This is a genomic window from Pseudomonas sp. LBUM1659 (assembly GCF_059716045.1).
Genome location: NZ_CP166797.1, coordinates 1,191,001 through 1,206,951 on the forward strand (window position 1 = coordinate 1,191,001; position 15,951 = coordinate 1,206,951).

Genomic DNA, 15,951 nt, shown 5'->3' on the forward strand with positions numbered 1-15,951 from the left:
TTGGCTAATGCTCGGCCTGTGCCACGAATCGATAGAAGGGCCATTCATCCTCCGCGATCCCTTGCAGAGTCAGCACTTGGGCTTAGATAGCCCCGTCTTTGCGCAGTTGTTCGATTTGCAGCGCGTCATAGCCAAGTTCCTGGAGCACCTGTGCGTTGTGCTCACCCAGTTGCGGCCCGACCCATTCTGAAGTGCCGGGTGTCTCTGAGAGTTTCGGCACAATGCCCGGCATCTTGAAATCCTTGCCATCTGGAAGCTTGGCCTGCAGGAACATTTCCCGGGCCAGGTACTGTGGATCGCTGAACATGTCTTCGGCGCTGAAGATCCGGCTGGCCGGCACGTCGGCCTGATTCAATTGTTCGATGACCGTGTCCAGCGGCAGTGAGTTGACCCAGCGGTCGATCACGCCATAAATCTCGTCGCGGCGGCTGTCACGCCCGTCGTTGCTGGCCAGCACCGGGTCATTGGCCAAGTCTTCGCGGCCGATGATCAGCATGAACCGTTTGAAAATCGCATCGCCATTGGCGCCGATCTGCACATGTTTGCCATCGGCGCTGGTGTGGATCGAGGAGGGTGTAATACCCGGCATGATGTTGCCGGTACGTTCGCGAATGAAACCAAACACATCGAACTCCGGCACCATGCTTTCCATCATCGCGAAGATCGCTTCGTACAGCGCCACATCGACCACTTGGCCGAGGCCGCCGTTCACTTCGCGATGACGCAGGGCCATCAGCGCGCCTATGACACCCCAGAGCGCCGCAATCGAGTCGCCGATGGAAATCCCGGTGCGCACCGGTGGCCGGTCCTCGAACCCGGTGATGTAGCGCAGGCCGCCCATGGATTCACCGACGGCGCCAAACCCTGGCTGATCTTTCATCGGCCCGGTCTGACCGAAACCGGAGAGACGCACCATCACCAGCTTCGGGTTCAGCGCGTGCAGGACGTCCCAGCCCAGGCCGAGCTTTTCCAGGACGCCAGGCCGAAAATTCTCAATCAGGATGTCCGCTTCACTGAGCAGTTTTTTCAGAATCGCCAGGCCGTCCGGGTGTTTCAGGTTCAGGGTCAGCGACTTTTTATTGCGCGCCTGTACGAACCACCACAGCGAGGTGCCTTCGTACATTTTTCGCCATTTGCGCAACGGATCGCCGCCGTCGGGGGATTCGATCTTGATCACGTCGGCGCCAAACTCACCGCAAATGCGCGAGGCAAACGGCCCGGCGATCAGCGTACCCAATTCAATGACTTTCAGACCTGAGAGCGGTTTTCCGGAGAGCGGCATGCGGGATCCTGTAGGACAAAGGCTGAGCGAATACAGCGTTTTAACATAGCCGAACGTCAGACGACCAAGCAGAATCGCCTTCAGTTCGATGATTGCCTACAGCATCGGTTAGACTTGCCGCCTTTCCTCGTATCAAGAAGCCCGTTCATGGCCCAGCCGTCCACGACCTACAAGTTTGAACTGAACCTCACCGACCTCGACCGCAGCGTTTACGAGACCGTGAAGCAGACCATCGCCCGTCACCCTTCGGAAACCGAAGAACGCATGACCGTACGGTTGCTGGCCTACGCCTTCTGGTACAACGAGCAGCTGTCATTCGGTCGTGGTCTGTCAGACGTGGATGAACCCGCCTTATGGGAAAAGAGCCTGGACGACCGTGTCCTGCACTGGATTGAAGTCGGTCAGCCAGACGCCGATCGCCTGACCTGGTGCTCGCGTCGCACCGAACGCACCAGCCTGCTGGCTTACGGCAGCTTGCGCGTCTGGGAAACCAAAGTGATCCCTGCCATCAAAAACCTGAAAAACGTGCACATTGCCGCCGTGCCGCAGGACGTCCTGGAAACCCTGGCCAAAGACATGCCACGGGTGATCAAGTGGGACGTGATGATCAGCGAAGGGACGATTTTCGTCACCGACGACCGTGGTCAGCACGAAGTCCAGTTGCAATGGTTGAGCGGCGAACGCGGCTGATTATTCGCTGCGGGCCCGTTTCACCCGGTTTTATCCTACGTATTCAAGAGAAGCACCTGTCACCCCATGCGCATCGAACCTCGCCTGTTGCCCGACACTCTGCCATTTCTCGGTGATCTGCCGCCGCTGCTGACCCGCCTTTACGCGGCGCGGGGCGTGCTGACCGAGGCTGAACTGGACAAGAGCCTGGCGCGGCTGATTCCGTACCAGCAACTCAAGGGCATTGATGCCGCCGTGGATCTGCTGGTGACGGCGTTGGAGCAGCGGCAGAGGATTCTGATTGTCGGCGACTTTGACGCCGATGGTGCGACGGCCAGTACCGTGGGCGTGTTGGGATTGCGCCTGCTGGGTGCTGCTCACGTCGATTATCTGGTGCCGAACCGGTTTGAGTATGGCTACGGCTTGACGCCGGAAATCGTCGACGTGGCGTTGACCCGTGACCCTCAACTATTGATCACCGTGGACAACGGCATCTCCAGCGTCGAAGGCGTGGCGGCAGCGAAAAAGGCCGGCCTCAACGTGCTGGTCACTGACCACCACTTGCCTGGCGATGAACTGCCGCTGGCCGATGCAATCGTCAATCCGAACCAGCCAGGGTGCGACTTCCCGAGCAAGGCCCTGGCCGGCGTCGGGGTGATTTTCTATGTGCTGATGGCCCTGCGCGCCCGCCTGCGCAGCCTCGGTTGGTACGAGAGCACGCCGCAACCGAACATTGGCGAGTTGCTGGACCTGGTAGCGCTGGGCAGCGTCGCTGACGTGGTGCCGCTGGATGCCAACAACCGGATTCTGGTGCACCAGGGCCTGGAGCGGATTCGCGCCGGACGTGCCCGGCCGGGGATCAAGGCAATCCTTGAAGTGGCCAAACGTGACCATGCTCGCATCACTTCCACGGATTTGGGCTTCATTGTCGGCCCGCGCCTGAACGCGGCAGGACGCCTGGACGACATGAGCCTGGGCATCGAGTGCCTGCTCACCGACGACGCGGGTCTGGGGCGGGAAATGGCTGTGCAACTCGACGGTATGAACCAGGACCGCAAATCCATCGAGCAGGGCATGCAGCGTGAAGCGCTGGCGCAACTGAAGGATTTGCCGGTCGAGTCGATGCCATTCGGTTTGTGCCTGTTTGATCCCGAGTGGCACCAGGGGGTCATCGGCATCCTCGCTTCGCGTATGAAAGAGCGCTATTTCCGGCCGACCATCGCCTTCGCCGACGCCGGCGATGGTTTGCTCAAGGGCTCGGGGCGTTCGGTTCAGGGGTTTCACATTCGCGACGCGTTGAGCGTGGTGGCGGCGCAGCATCCCAACCTGATCAGCAAATACGGCGGCCACGCCATGGCGGCTGGCCTGACACTGCCGGAAGCGAATTTTCCGCTGTTCGCCGAGGCCTTCGACGCTGAAGTGCGTCGGCAATTGCGCGAAGAAGACCTGACCGGGCGCCTGCTGTCGGACGGTACGCTGGCGGTCGAAGAGTTCCACCTCGAACTGGCCCGTGCCCTGCGTCATGCCGGTCCTTGGGGGCAGCACTTCCCGGAGCCGTTGTTCCATGGCGTGTTCCAGTTGGTTGAACAGCGCGTCGTCGGTGAACGCCACCTGAAAGTAGTACTGAAAAGCGAATGCGGTTCGGTAAAACTGGACGGTATCGCCTTCGGCATCGACCGCGAAATCTGGCCGAACCCGACGATCAAGTGGGTGGAATTGGCCTACAAACTCGACCTCAACGAGTTTCGCGGTAACGAAACCGTGCAGCTGATGATTGCCCACATCGAACCGCGTTGACCCCATCGCGGGCAAGCCTTGCTCCTACAGGAGCATGGCTTGCCCGCGATAGCGATCTCCCTGACGCCAAATATCCCCTGAACCCTCCCTCATCTCCCCGATGTCGACTAGGCTCTAATCACTGCTTGATTATCCTTGTGACGTCTTGTCGAATTTTTTGCCCGCGGGGGCGGGAGCTGCGCCTTTTTCCTGTCACTCGTCGACTTTTCAAACAGAACCCTGGAGCCTGCCCACTGATACGAGAGGTGACCCATGAGTCTGCTGCTTGAACCCTATACCCTGCGTCAATTGACCCTTCTCAACCGTATCGCGGTATCCCCAATGTGCCAGTACTCCAGTGTCGATGGGCTGGCCAATGACTGGCATCTTGTTCACCTCGGCAGTCGCGCGGTCGGCGGCGCCGGCCTCGTGTTTACCGAAGCCACGGCGGTCACCGCCGACGGGCGCATCACCGCCCAGGACCTTGGCCTGTGGAACGACGAACAGATTGAACCCCTGCAACGCATTACGCGCTTTATCGCCGCTCAGGGCGCTGTGGCCGGCATCCAGTTGGCGCACGCCGGGCGTAAAGCCAGCACCCATCGGCCGTGGCTCGGCAAACATGGCAGCGTTAAACCCGAAGACGGCGGCTGGGTGCCGGTGGGCCCGTCGACGATTGCCTTTGACCCGCAGCACTCCCACCCACGGCAACTCGATGAAAGCGAGATTGCTGACGTTGTTCAGGCCTTTGTTGACTCGGCCAAGCGGGCACTGACAGCCGGTTTCAAAGTGGTCGAAATACACGCCGCCCACGGTTACCTGCTGCATCAATTTCTGTCGCCCCTGAGCAATCAGAGACGCGATCAATATGGTGGATCGTTCGAGAACCGTATTCGGCTGGTGCTGCAAGTTACCGACGCGGTGCGTGCGGTGTGGCCTGAAGAGCTGCCGCTGTTCGTGCGGGTGTCGGCCACCGATTGGGTGGAAGACGGCTGGAATCCGGATGAAACCGTGGAGCTGGCGCGACGTCTCCAAGCGTTGGGCGTGGACTTGATCGACGTTTCGTCGGGCGGTACGGCGGCCAATGCCGAAATTCCGACAGGCCCCGGTTATCAAACCCGCTTCGCTGAGCGTGTGCGCAAGGAGTCGGGCATTGCCACTGGCACGGTCGGTATGATTACCGAGCCGGCCCAGGCCGAACACATCTTGCGCACGTGCCAGGCAGACATCATCTTCCTGGCGCGAGAACTGTTGCGCGATCCGTATTGGCCGCTGCATGCCGATGATGATCTGGGTGGGCGCAAGGCTATCTGGCCGGCGCAGTACCAGCGGGCGACCCATCGGGAACAACCGATACATGAGTCGGATTTGCGTGACTGAGTGAGGCTGTGAAAACAAAAAGCCCCGATCGTTGTGATTGGGGCTTTTGTGTTTCTGAGCCGGGATTTTTGTTATCTGTCCGGCCGCCTTCGCGAGCAAGCCCGCTCCCACACTTGATTTGTGCACGACGCAGAACCAGTGTGGGAGCGGGCTTGCTCGCGAAGGGGCCATTTCAGGCCCCGACTAACTCTCAGGGGTACTTACGCTTATCCGGCGCCGGCGGGAAGTACTGGTACAACCAGGTCTCACTCAACGTCCGGTCATTGGTACGAATGAACAACCGCAGCTCCACCGGTTCCACGCTGTCATTGGTCGGGAACCAGTCGAAGGTAATGCGGTAACCCTTGATGTCATCCAGTACCAGGACGTTGAAATCCTTTACCTGTCCATTCGAACACGTCACCACCGGTTCAATCCCGGCGCCTTCCGGCAAGCGATCCAGACCACCACCGGTGAAGTCCACGGCAAAGCGCCGCGCCCACACCTCCGGGTAATGCTCGCCCGGCGCCCAGCCCTCGGTGAAGCCGCCCATGCCCGAACGGGTTGCGTTGACTCGCGCCAGCGGCGTGCCGACCGGTGGCAGCGCGCTCCAGTAGAGCTTGTAGCCGTAATTCAGGGAGTCACCAGCCGCGACCGGTTTTTTCGGAGTCCAGAACGCGACGATGTTATCCAGCGTCTCGCCGGTTGTAGGAATCTCCAGCAGGTCGATAGAGCCTTCGCCCCACGCGGTTGTAGGTTCTACCCACAGGCTCGGGCGCTTGCTGTACCAGTCGACCGTGTCTTGATAGCTGGCGAACTCATGGTCGGTCTGTACCAGGCCGAAACCTTTCGGATCGGTGTCGGCGAAGGCATTGAATTGCAGGGTCGCCGGGTTGTTCAGCGGACGGCAGATCCACTCGCCGTTACCGCGCCACATCGCCAGACGATCCGAGTCGTGGATTTGCGGGTGAATGGTGTCGCACATGCGCCGCTCATGGGTGCCGCAGCTGAACATACTGGTCATCGGCGCGATGCCCAGTTGCTCGATGGCGGTACGCGCGTTGATATGGGCATCGACCCCCATGACGACCTGGTTGGCCTGGCAATCGATGTCGAAACGGTAAGCGCCGGTGGCACTCGGCGAATCCAGCAGGGCATAAACCACAAAGCGGGTGCTGTCCTTGTCCGGCGTCTCGAACCAGAACTTGGTGAAGTCCGGAAACTCCTCGCGCTTCTTGCCGTACGTATCAATCGCCAGCCCGCGCGCCGACAGCCCGTACTGCCCGGTGTTATCCACCGCACGGAAGTAACTTGCGCCGAGGAAAGACAACACATCGTGCCGGTCCAGCTCCGGGGCCTTGAACAGCTTGAACCCGGAAAACCCCAAATCGCCTGTGAGCTGTTTGGTGTCGACCGTGGTTTTTTCATAGTTGAACAGGGAAGGGCGGAAATGCACCTCTCGCGCCTGACGCGTCTTGGGATCGACGCTGTACATGCGCACCGGCTGCTTGAACCCCATGCCGACGTGGAAAAACTGCACGTCCAGCTGACCGTTCAGATCCTTCCACAGCGAGTGATTCGCGTCGTAGCGGATCGCGTTGAAGTTCTGCGGCGTCATAGTCGCCAGCGTCGGCGGCAGCACCTGCTTGGTGTCCTGATAGCGGTTGTTGGCGAGTTGCTTGGCCTGAATTTTCAGCGCTTCGAAATCGAACGCCTGGGCCACGCCATCCGCCGTATCGTTGCCCGCCCAGGCACGGGCGGCCAGCAGTCCGGTAGCCGACAAACCGGTGTAGGCCGCGATGGCCATGGACGCTTTGAGCAAATTCCTGCGGTGCATAAGTACAACCTGTCGTGAGCAATCCCGCGCCGTTCCTGGCACTACTGGATCAAAAATAACGGTTCGGACATGCCTTCGACCAAACGCAACGGACTTTAAACAGATGCCAAATAGCTTAAACCGTTCGGTTGCAGACAAAAATTGATGGATAGCATTTTGGCAGAGCGGCAATGAAACAAGAAATGTCGGTTAACAATTCCGACAGTACTTTCTGATTTATAGGGCATTTCTGCTTTTTTTGACTAATTACTCTAAAAACCGCTTTTCAGCGCGCGGATAGTTTCTATTCTGTGGTCATGACCGGTTTCTGCCCTTCAGGCCGGCAACCCATAAAAAGGAAAGGGCTATGCGGTTTTTGAAATTTTCTCGAGCTTATAGAAGGACATCGTCCATGACGAAAGTACAAGGCATCACCGAAATGTTAGGCCTCTTCCCTTGCCTGGCAAGCGGCCGTCGAAGGCGCCGGCTCAGTCCGGACGAAATGAAGTTGCTGGAAAGGTATCGAGAGCTGTCGGAGAGCGACCGGATTGCGATGCGGTATCTGGTGGATGCGATGCGGACTGTTTCGCGGTTTTGATGGTTTGAGATTAAGTTTTGTTGGAACGCCAAGGGGCGGACTGTGAAGTCTGCCCCTTTTTCATCTTTTACCCTGCCTTCAACTGCAAGTGCCCATGATCGTGAATGGTCGTTGTGCTTGCATCAGGTCGGGCATGTCCCGCCATTTGATCCAGGCTTGATGCTGCCAATGCAACAGCGGCACCGAGATGCCAGCCCACTGCAATGAACTCAGGCTTGGCACGTTATCCACAGCCGCTTTCGATTCGCGCAGCACAGGTATGACTTCGTTGCTTAGCCATTGACGCAGATTTCGGTTTTCCGGAATGAAATGGTGAACCAGAAGGGCGTACATTCCTGATTCGCTGACCATCAGCGATTCGATGGTTTTGCCGTCTTTCAGCAACCAGACGTATCGGCGTTGATCGGGGTCGAGCTTGAGGGTGAGGCGTTGATCCAGAGGGCGGCCCATCAAGCGACCGAGATCCTGGACGCAGAACCAGGCTTGGTTGTCCTGCATGAAGGCGTGGAGGAAGCGGTTGTGGCGGGTGAAGACGGTTGGGGTGAAATGAGGATGGATTTCGGACAGATTTAGCGTGTATTCAAGCATTTTTCGACTCCAAGTTGAAAAGGGAGCCGCCACTCGGAGGAGCGCGGTTGCGCCGTGTTGATGATGTACCGGCTTCGACCCCGGGTCGCTGATGTTGCAGCGACGAGGTAAAGCCTATCGTTCAGGCGCTCGCGGCGCCAAGTCTACTCTGGCGCCGTGTGTTGTAGGAATTGGTGCTTTTGCCGGAAGGTTCGGTCTGTAGGAATTTCCTGTTTTTGCATGAGAGTCAGCGTCACGCGGCGTTCGACTGGAATCTCTATTTTTCATTGCCTATGGTCAAAAAGCGCCAAGGACATTTCGGTGCTGAACGGACAGGCTTAAAAATGGAGAATGCCTTGAAAGTATCCCTCAAACAGATAAACGGCCCTTGGGACCTGGGATGGGTGCTGGACAAGCACATGATAAGTAGTACCTTTCTAGGGGAAGATGAACACGGAAATCCACGCTTCGATAACCACCGTACCGAGGTAGGACAGGCCACCTATCAGCTCAAATACCAGAAGGATTGGAGTCAGGTGGGCCCTCTCGCTCAAGCCGTAGCTACGAATGTTTTACCTAAGCTTGCTCAAGTAGGGTTCGTAGTCCCTATGCCGGCTTCGAATGTACGTGTACGACAACCCGTTACTGAGGTCGCCGTGGAGTTAGGACGAATATTAGGAAAGCCTGTATTCTCGGATTTACTCCGAAAGGCCGCTACGGGACACTCACTTAAAGATTTGCATTCCAAGGCTGAAAAAATTGCTGCTATTGGCGCTAGCTTCAGTGTGAATGATCAAATTACCAATACAGGCTGTTGGAACGTTTTGGTCGTTGATGATTTGTTTGACAGTGGGGCTTCAATGGATGCCGCCTGTGCTGCTTTACGCAAATATCCAAAAGTGGGAAAAATCTACGTCGCGGCATTAACCTGGAAATGAGATAGATGACAACTGTATTTATTGCGGGCTCTATTAATATCAAGCACCTTGATCCGAAGGTTAAAGAGCGCATCAATAATATTGTTGAATCAGAGTTTGATGTCGTGGTCGGTGATGCAGGCGGAGCCGATACATCTATTCAAGAGTATCTGTTAAGCCTGTCTCGATCTAAAACTACTATTTATTGCAGTGGCGTGGTGCCGCGAAATAATCTTGGAGAATGGCCAGCTAGAACGGTGGAAACCAAGCACTCCAAAGGGTCGCGAGCTTTTTTTACGGCGAAGGATGTTGTCATGGCCGAGGCCGCGGATTACGGCTTGATGATATGGGATGCCAAAAGTACTGGAACATTGAGTAACGTTATTGAACTGTTGTCCAGGAAGAAAAAGTCGCTCGTTTTCGTCAATAAAGAAAAAGCCTTCAAAGTAGTAGGTAATGTTAGCCAGCTTGAGGAACTTGTTGCATTTATGTCGGACCACGCTAGACAAAGGGCAGATGAAAAAATCAAGCTTTTCGATCGCATAACTTTGCTGAAGCACGATCAAACAGAGCTGTTGCTTTGATGGTTTTCTCTTCAGTCAATAGCTGTCACTAACTCCCCTTTCTCCTTGAGTGTGAGAAAGGGGATATTTCAATGCCGGCACCGCTAACGGTGCCGAGTGGGCAAAAAACCTTACCGACTAACCTTCCACGCATCCCCTGCAGGCGCAGTCCCGTGGTCATACGGTTTGGCAATCCACATATAGAGCAAGCCCAAACCAATCACGATCGCGGTGCTCAGCACCATCGCATAGTTGATGTACCACGCAGCATCCGGCGTGCGTGGCCAGGCCATGTTGATGATTGCGCCGACGCCGTAGACTAGCGCGCCGATGTTCACCAGCCAGCCCCATGCACCGAGGGTGAATTTGCCGCTCGGTTTCCAGCCTTTCATGCGGGCATAGAGTGCCCCGAGCACGATCATCTGGAAGGCCAGGTAGATGCCGATGGCGGCGAAGCTGACGATGGTTGCCACGGCATCCTGCAGGAAGAAGCCGAGGATGATGATCAGCGCCGGCAGGACGCCGGAGACGAACAGCGCCGCTACCGGCACCTGAGTGGTAGGGGAAATCTTCTTCAGCAGGGAGCTGCCGATGACCATTTCGTCACGAGCGTAGGAATACAGCAGACGACTCGCCGCCGCTTGCAGGCTGATGACGCAGGAGATGAAGGAAATCATCACCACGCCCATCACCACTTTCGAACCGACCGGGCCGAAGGCGTTGTTGAGGATGGTGGTGACCGGGTCTTTGTCGGTGCCGTTGATCACGGCTTGCATATCCGGCACGGCGAGGATCAGCGCCAGGCAAGCAAACATCGCTGCGATGCCACCGATGTAGATGGTCATGCGCATGGCCACCGGGATTTTCTTGCTCGGGTTCGGGGTTTCCTCGGCCACATCGCCGCAGGCCTCGAAGCCGTAGTACAGGAACATCCCCGCCAGCGAAGCCGTGAGGAAGGCTGGCAAGTATGAGCCGTCGACGCTGATGTCGAAGGTGTTGAACAACACGCTGAGCGGTTGATGACGCTCGAAGACCAGCAGGTAAACACCGACGATCACCGCGCCGACCAGTTCGCACAGGAAGCCGAACATGGCGATGCGTGCCAGTACCTTGGTGCCGCTGAGGTTGACCAAGGTGGCGAACAGCGTGAGGAACAGGGCGATGATGATGTTGGTGTTGTTGCTCGGTTCGAAGCCCATCATGGCCGCCAGGTACGGACCGGCACCCACTGCAACGGCGGCGATGGTGACGCACAGGGCGATGGAGTAGATCCAGCCGACCATCCACGCCCAGCGTTTGCCCACCAAGCGGCGAGCCCATGGATAAACGCCACCGGAAATCGGGAACTGCGAAACCACTTCACCGAAGATCAGGCACACCAGCAACTGGCCGCAACCGACCAGCAAATAGGCCCAGAACATTGGCGGCCCGCCTGCGGCGAGGCACAGGCCAAAGAGGGTATAAACCCCTACGACCGGTGAGAGGTAAGTGAAGCCCAGGGCGAAGTTTTCCCACAGGCTCATGCTGCGATTGAAGTTGGACGTGTAACCCAGTTTGCGTAGCTGCTCGGCGTCGCTGTCGGCGACGGCTGCAGCGAGTTCGGGTGTTGTACTCATGGTGTGTAAGCTCCGGAAAATCGGCAGATTTCGGATGTCCGAAACCGTGGCGGGGCCGTGAGGCGCTGCCCGGATCGGTGGTTATTGTTTTGACTTCTTTGGGGTGGAACCTGGGTGGTGCTCAGTACCGGTTTCTTCCTTGGGTTTGCGGTGACGCCATCGCGGGCAAGCCCGGCTCCTACAGGTTTTGTGGTGCGCACCCATCATGTGAACGACATCAATCCTGTAGGAGCAAAGCTTGCTCGCGAAGCTTTTAATGCTTGAACATCACATGCCGGACCACGGTGTAGTCCTCCAGCCCATACATCGACATATCCTTCCCATAACCGGACAGCTTCTGACCGCCATGCGGCATTTCGCTGACCAGCATGAAGTGCGTATTCACCCAGGTGCAGCCGTACTGCAAGCGGGCAGACATGCGATGCGCGCGACCGACATCCGAGGTCCAGACCGACGACGCCAGGCCGTAGTCCGAATCGTTGGCCCAGCCCAACACCTGCGCTTCATCAGTGAACTTGGTCACCGACACCACAGGCCCGAACACCTCGCGGCGAACGATTTCGTCATCCTGCTGCGCATCGGCCAAAACGGTCGGTTCGAAGAAGAACCCGTTGCCGTCCACAGCCTTTCCGCCGGTGATCAAGCGAATGTGCGGTTGCGCGATGGCGCGCTCGACAAACCCGGCCACACGGTCGCGGTGTTGCGCGGTGATCAGCGGCCCCAGCTCGGTCGACTGATCATCCTGCATGCCGTACTTGATGCTGCTGACCGCCTCGCCGAGTTTCTCGACGAATTTTTCGTAGATGCCGGCCTGCGCATAGATGCGGCACGCGGCGGTGCAATCCTGGCCGGCATTGTAGAAACCGAAGGTGCGGATGCCTTCCACGGCGGCATCGATGTCGGCGTCGTCGAAGATGATCACCGGGGCTTTGCCGCCCAGTTCCATGTGCATGCGTTTGACGCTGTCGGCGGTGCTGGAAATGATGTTGGAACCGGTGGCAATCGAACCGGTCAGCGACACCATGCGTACTTTCGGGTGGTTCACCAGCGGGCTGCCCACGCTAGGACCACGGCCAAACACCAGGTTAAGCACGCCGGCCGGGAAGATGTCCGACGCCAGTTCGGCCAGACGCAGGGCGGTCAGCGGGGTTTGTTCCGACGGCTTGAGCACCACGGTATTACCAGCGGCGAGGGCCGGGGCGATTTTCCAGGCGACCATCATCAGCGGGTAGTTCCACGGTGCGATGGAGGCGATCACGCCGACCGGATCGCGGCGGATCATCGAGGTATGGCCCGGCAGGTATTCGCCACCCGCCGAACCACTCATGCAACGGCTGGCGCCAGCGAAGAAACGGAACACGTCGGCAATCGCCGGGATCTCGTCGTTCAGTGCGGCGCTGTAGGGTTTGCCGCAGTTGTCCGATTCCAGTTTGGCCAGCTCTTCGCCATGGGCTTCGATCGCGTCGGCGAGTTTGAGCAGCAGCAGCGAGCGTTCTTTCGGCGGGGTTTGCGACCAGCCTTCGAAGGCACTGTCGGCGGCGCGCACCGCGGCATCAACCTGGGCTTCGCTGGCTTCGTTGATTTCCACCAGCACGCGGCCCAGGGCCGGGTTGAACACGGGTTGGGCGGGGCCTTCGCCGTCGATCAGTTGGCCGTTGATCAAGAGTTTGGTTTGCATGGCATTTGTCCTCTTCAAAACTGTTGTTTGTTCTCTGTGGAAACCGGTTCCTTGTAGGAGCTGGCTTGCCAGCGAAGGGGGTATCATTTTCAACAACGATGTTGGCTGATCCACCGCATTCGCTGGCAAGCCAGCTCCTACACAAGCCCATTTCCACAGTAAGAAAGAGTTGTCAGTTACTTACCGCCACTGCCCGCAACACTCTCGCCACCCCGGGTCAGGTAATAGGCGCCAAGGATCGGCAGCATGGTCACTATCATCACCAGCATCGCGACGACGTTGGTCACCGGCACGTCCCGTGGGCGGCTGAGCTGGTTGAGCAGCCACAGCGGCAGGGTGCGTTCATGGCCAGCGGTGAAGGTGGTGACGATGATTTCGTCAAACGACAGGGCAAACGCGAGCATGCCGCCGGCCAGCAATGCCGAGCCGAGGTTCGGCAGGACGATGTAGCGGAAGGTCTGCCAGCCGTCGGCCCCGAGGTCCATCGAAGCTTCAATCAGGCTGTGCGAAGTGCGACGCAAGCGGGCGATGACGTTGTTGTAGACGATCACCACGCAGAAGGTCGCGTGGCCGACGATGATGGTGAACATCCCTGGCTCGATCCCCAATGTCTTGAAGGTCGCCAGCAACGCGATCCCGGTGATGATCCCCGGCAACGCAATCGGCAGGATCAGCATCAGCGAGATGCCTTGCTTGCCGAAGAAATCCCGGCGGTACAACGCCGCCGAGGCGAGCGTGCCAAGGACCATGGCAATCAAGGTCGCGATGGAGGCGATCTGCAGCGAGAGCTTGATCGCTTCCAGCACGTCCGGCCGTGAGAACGCCACACCGATCCACTTCAGGGTGAACCCCTTGGGCGGAAAGCTGAACGCCGCGTCTTCGGTGTTGAAGGCGTACAGGAAGATGATCAGGATCGGGAAGTGCAGAAACACCAACCCGCCCCAGGCTGCGATTTTCAGGCCTATAGAAGCCTGCCCCTGTGAAGAAGAGTCAGAGTGCATCGAAGGCCCCCAGTCGTTTGACGATAGTCAGGTAGATGGCGATCAACACAATCGGCACCAGCGTGAAGGCCGCGGCCATCGGCATGTTGCCGATCGCGCCTTGCTGGGCGTACACCATGCTGCCGACGAAGTAGCCCGGTGGGCCCACCAGTTGCGGCACGATGAAGTCGCCCAAGGTCAGCGAAAAGGTGAAGATCGAACCCGCAGCAATGCCCGGAATCGACAACGGCAGAATCACCTGCATGAAAGTCTGGTGCGGTTTGGCACCCAGGTCGGCCGAGGCTTGCAACAGGGACGGCGGCAGACGTTCCAGCGATGCCTGAATCGGCAGGATCATGAACGGCAGCCAGATGTAGACGAACACCATGAAGCGGCCCAGATGCGAAGTCGACAAGGTGCTGCCGCCCACGCCCGGAATGCCCAGCACGAACTGCAAAACCGGCTCCAGTCCCAAGTGCTGAACGAACCACTGCGCGACGCCGCCCTTGGCCAGCAGCAAGGTCCAGGCATACGCCTTGACGATGTAACTGGCCCACATCGGCATCATCACTGCGATGTAGAAAAACGCCTTGGTCTTGCCGGTGGTGTAGCGCGCCATGTAGTAGGCAATCGGGAACGCGACGATGGCGCTGGCGATGGACACGACAACGGCCATGCTCAAGGTGCGCAGGATGATGTCGAAGTTCGACGGTTGGAACAGCGCAGCAAAGTTCGCCAGGGTCAGGTCAGGCGTGACCGCCATGGTGAAGTCATCGAAGGTGTAGAAACCTTGCCACAGCAGCACCAGCAACGAGCCGAGATAAATCGCGCCGAACCACAGCAGCGGCGGCACCAGCAGCATCGACAGGTACAGGTTGGGCCGGCGATACAGCAGGTTGGAAAACCTGCGCAACGGCGAACCGCTGGCTGGAGTTTGAGGGATAGCCACGGTGTTCATCTCACACCCCGCCGACAACGGTGTCGTGCAGCGGGATCATTGCTTCCCGTGCCCAGCGAGCGCTGATGCGTTGCCCGGTCTGGTGCTGGGCGCTGACGTCCAGCCATTGGCTGTTGGCCTGGCTGATGTTCAGGGTCTGGCCGTTTTCCAGTTTCATCTCGTAGCGCGTGGCGCTGCCCTGGTACTGGATGTCGTGCAGCAAACCGCTGACTTCGATTTCGTGGCTGGCCAGCGGACCTTCGGCAAATCGCACGTGTTCCGGGCGAATCGAAAACGGTTGTGGATTGCCGCTCAACTGCTTGGCCAGATCGCCGCGAATCACATTGGAAGTGCCGACGAATTCGGCGACAAAGGTCGTCGCCGGTTTCATGTAGAGGTTGCGCGGCGTGTCGACCTGCTCGATGCGCCCCTTGTTGAACACGGCCACGCGGTCGGACATCGACAGTGCTTCAGTCTGGTCGTGGGTGACGAAGATGAAGGTGATACCGAGTTGGCGTTGCAGTTTCTTCAGCTCACTTTGCATTTGCTCGCGCAGCTTCAGATCGAGAGCGCCCAACGGTTCGTCGAGCAGCAGCACACGCGGGCGATTGACCAGAGCGCGGGCCAGTGCCACGCGTTGGCGCTGACCGCCGGACAGTTGCACCGGTTTGCGCTCGCCGTAACCGCCGAGGGCGACCATGTCGAGGGCTTCTTCGGCGCGTTTGTGGCGCTCGGCTTTGCCGACGCCTTTGACTTTCAAACCGTAAGCGACGTTGTCGAGTACGTTCATGTGCGGGAACAGGGCGTAATCCTGAAACACGGTGTTGACGTCACGTTCGTACGGCGGGAGCCCGGCGGCTTCTTCGCCATGAATGCGGATCGAGCCTGCGCTCGGTTGTTCGAACCCGGCGATCAGGCGCAAACAAGTGGTTTTGCCCGAGCCTGAGGGGCCCAGCATGGAGAAAAACTCGCCGTCCTGGATATCGATGGAAACCCGATCTACGGCTTTCACTTCGCCGAAAAGACGGGAAACGTTGGTGAACTGGACTGCAAGCGTCATGGTGCGGTGCTCCAAAAAGGCGAGGGCCGTCGCGGCGGCCCTGCCTGGACTTCTGAAAAACGAGGTATCGGTTGTTTTTAAAGTCGAGCTCATCAGCGGCAACAGCGCCGATCAAATGTGGGAGCTGGCTTGC

14 protein-coding genes are annotated in these 15,951 nt (G+C 58.4%); 6 read left to right on the plus strand and 8 right to left on the minus strand.

Going from position 1 to position 15,951, the window contains the following annotated elements; genetic code table 11:
* Nucleotides 1-82 precede the first annotated feature (82 nt).
* A complete protein-coding gene (locus ACA048_RS05240) occupies nucleotides 83-1,282 on the minus strand; it encodes a CaiB/BaiF CoA transferase family protein (RefSeq protein WP_497628218.1) in 1,200 nt (399 codons plus the stop codon).
* A gap of 147 nt (nucleotides 1,283-1,429) precedes the next feature.
* On the opposite strand from ACA048_RS05240, the gene ACA048_RS05245 reads away from it, so the two are divergent.
* The 3 genes from ACA048_RS05245 to ACA048_RS05255 all read left to right on the plus strand — a co-directional run bounded on the left by ACA048_RS05245 (nucleotide 1,430) and on the right by ACA048_RS05255 (nucleotide 5,107).
* Complete coding sequence (locus tag ACA048_RS05245) at nucleotides 1,430-1,972, plus strand: YaeQ family protein (protein WP_461996538.1); 543 nt, start codon at nucleotides 1,430-1,432, stop codon at nucleotides 1,970-1,972.
* Nucleotides 1,973-2,038: 66 nt separating this feature from the next.
* Nucleotides 2,039-3,748 (plus strand): single-stranded-DNA-specific exonuclease RecJ, encoded by a 1,710-nt coding sequence (recJ, locus tag ACA048_RS05250; RefSeq protein ID WP_497628219.1) that lies wholly within the window; start codon nucleotides 2,039-2,041, stop codon nucleotides 3,746-3,748.
* 252 nt (nucleotides 3,749-4,000) lie between these two features.
* Nucleotides 4,001-5,107 carry an NADH:flavin oxidoreductase/NADH oxidase gene (locus ACA048_RS05255; protein WP_497628220.1) on the plus strand — a complete coding sequence of 369 codons (1,107 nt, stop codon included), beginning with the start codon at nucleotides 4,001-4,003 and terminating at the stop codon, nucleotides 5,105-5,107.
* Nucleotides 5,108-5,297: 190 nt separating this feature from the next.
* Here ACA048_RS05255 and ACA048_RS05260 read toward each other — a convergent pair whose 3' ends face one another.
* Nucleotides 5,298-6,923: a glucan biosynthesis protein D gene (locus tag ACA048_RS05260; RefSeq protein ID WP_497628221.1), complete on the minus strand. Its 1,626-nt coding sequence runs from the start codon at nucleotides 6,921-6,923 to the stop codon at nucleotides 5,298-5,300.
* A 391-nt stretch (nucleotides 6,924-7,314) separates the two neighbouring features.
* Between ACA048_RS05260 and ACA048_RS05265 the strand changes: the two genes are divergently transcribed.
* Complete coding sequence (locus tag ACA048_RS05265) at nucleotides 7,315-7,500, plus strand: hypothetical protein (RefSeq protein WP_497628222.1); 186 nt, start codon at nucleotides 7,315-7,317, stop codon at nucleotides 7,498-7,500.
* Nucleotides 7,501-7,578: 78 nt separating this feature from the next.
* On the opposite strand, the gene ACA048_RS05270 is transcribed toward ACA048_RS05265, so the two are convergent.
* Entirely contained in the window at nucleotides 7,579-8,088 is a 510-nt protein-coding gene (locus ACA048_RS05270) for a BRO-N domain-containing protein (protein ID WP_497628223.1), read from the minus strand.
* Nucleotides 8,089-8,267: 179 nt separating this feature from the next.
* Here ACA048_RS05270 and ACA048_RS05275 point away from each other — a divergent pair, with 179 nt between their 5' ends.
* Both ACA048_RS05275 and ACA048_RS05280 read left to right on the plus strand, forming a co-directional pair.
* The gene (locus ACA048_RS05275; protein WP_497628224.1) at nucleotides 8,268-9,005 is read left to right on the plus strand and encodes a ComF family protein; all 738 of its coding nucleotides are present in this window, start codon (nucleotides 8,268-8,270) and stop codon (nucleotides 9,003-9,005) included.
* A gap of 5 nt (nucleotides 9,006-9,010) precedes the next feature.
* On the plus strand, nucleotides 9,011-9,568 hold the full coding sequence (locus tag ACA048_RS05280) for a hypothetical protein (protein ID WP_497628225.1): 558 nt from the start codon (nucleotides 9,011-9,013) through the stop codon (nucleotides 9,566-9,568).
* Between the two features lie 110 nt (nucleotides 9,569-9,678).
* Here ACA048_RS05280 and ACA048_RS05285 read toward each other — a convergent pair whose 3' ends face one another.
* From ACA048_RS05285 to ACA048_RS05305, 5 genes are all read right to left on the minus strand, one after another.
* On the minus strand, nucleotides 9,679-11,163 hold the full coding sequence (locus tag ACA048_RS05285; RefSeq protein WP_497628226.1) for an APC family permease: 1,485 nt from the start codon (nucleotides 11,161-11,163) through the stop codon (nucleotides 9,679-9,681).
* 253 nt (nucleotides 11,164-11,416) lie between these two features.
* Nucleotides 11,417-12,841, minus strand: a complete 1,425-nt coding sequence (locus ACA048_RS05290; protein WP_497628227.1) for a gamma-aminobutyraldehyde dehydrogenase — start codon at nucleotides 12,839-12,841, stop codon at nucleotides 11,417-11,419.
* Between the two features lie 176 nt (nucleotides 12,842-13,017).
* Nucleotides 13,018-13,842 (minus strand): ABC transporter permease, encoded by an 825-nt coding sequence (locus ACA048_RS05295; RefSeq protein WP_497628228.1) that lies wholly within the window; start codon nucleotides 13,840-13,842, stop codon nucleotides 13,018-13,020.
* Entirely contained in the window at nucleotides 13,832-14,779 is a 948-nt protein-coding gene (locus tag ACA048_RS05300; protein WP_452625090.1) for an ABC transporter permease, read from the minus strand. The genes ACA048_RS05295 and ACA048_RS05300 overlap by 11 nt, the downstream gene beginning before the upstream one ends.
* A gap of 1 nt (nucleotide 14,780) precedes the next feature.
* Nucleotides 14,781-15,818 (minus strand): ABC transporter ATP-binding protein, encoded by a 1,038-nt coding sequence (locus tag ACA048_RS05305; RefSeq protein WP_497628229.1) that lies wholly within the window; start codon nucleotides 15,816-15,818, stop codon nucleotides 14,781-14,783.
* Between the last annotated feature and the right edge of the window lie 133 nt (nucleotides 15,819-15,951).

Bases quoted from the DNA above. Each gene is read 5' to 3' on its own strand.
- ACA048_RS05240 (WP_497628218.1), bottom strand. From the start codon at position 1,282: ATGCCGCTCTCCGGAAAACCGCTCTCAGGTCTGAAAGTCATTGAATTG.
- ACA048_RS05245 (WP_461996538.1), top strand. From the start codon at position 1,430: ATGGCCCAGCCGTCCACGACCTACAAGTTTGAACTGAACCTCACCGAC.
- recJ (WP_497628219.1), top strand. From the start codon at position 2,039: ATGCGCATCGAACCTCGCCTGTTGCCCGACACTCTGCCATTTCTCGGT.
- ACA048_RS05255 (WP_497628220.1), top strand. From the start codon at position 4,001: ATGAGTCTGCTGCTTGAACCCTATACCCTGCGTCAATTGACCCTTCTC.
- ACA048_RS05260 (WP_497628221.1), bottom strand. From the start codon at position 6,923: ATGCACCGCAGGAATTTGCTCAAAGCGTCCATGGCCATCGCGGCCTAC.
- ACA048_RS05265 (WP_497628222.1), top strand. From the start codon at position 7,315: ATGACGAAAGTACAAGGCATCACCGAAATGTTAGGCCTCTTCCCTTGC.
- ACA048_RS05270 (WP_497628223.1), bottom strand. From the start codon at position 8,088: ATGCTTGAATACACGCTAAATCTGTCCGAAATCCATCCTCATTTCACC.
- ACA048_RS05280 (WP_497628225.1), top strand. From the start codon at position 9,011: ATGACAACTGTATTTATTGCGGGCTCTATTAATATCAAGCACCTTGAT.
- ACA048_RS05285 (WP_497628226.1), bottom strand. From the start codon at position 11,163: ATGAGTACAACACCCGAACTCGCTGCAGCCGTCGCCGACAGCGACGCC.
- ACA048_RS05290 (WP_497628227.1), bottom strand. From the start codon at position 12,841: ATGCAAACCAAACTCTTGATCAACGGCCAACTGATCGACGGCGAAGGC.
- ACA048_RS05295 (WP_497628228.1), bottom strand. From the start codon at position 13,842: ATGCACTCTGACTCTTCTTCACAGGGGCAGGCTTCTATAGGCCTGAAA.
- ACA048_RS05300 (WP_452625090.1), bottom strand. From the start codon at position 14,779: ATGAACACCGTGGCTATCCCTCAAACTCCAGCCAGCGGTTCGCCGTTG.
- ACA048_RS05305 (WP_497628229.1), bottom strand. From the start codon at position 15,818: ATGACGCTTGCAGTCCAGTTCACCAACGTTTCCCGTCTTTTCGGCGAA.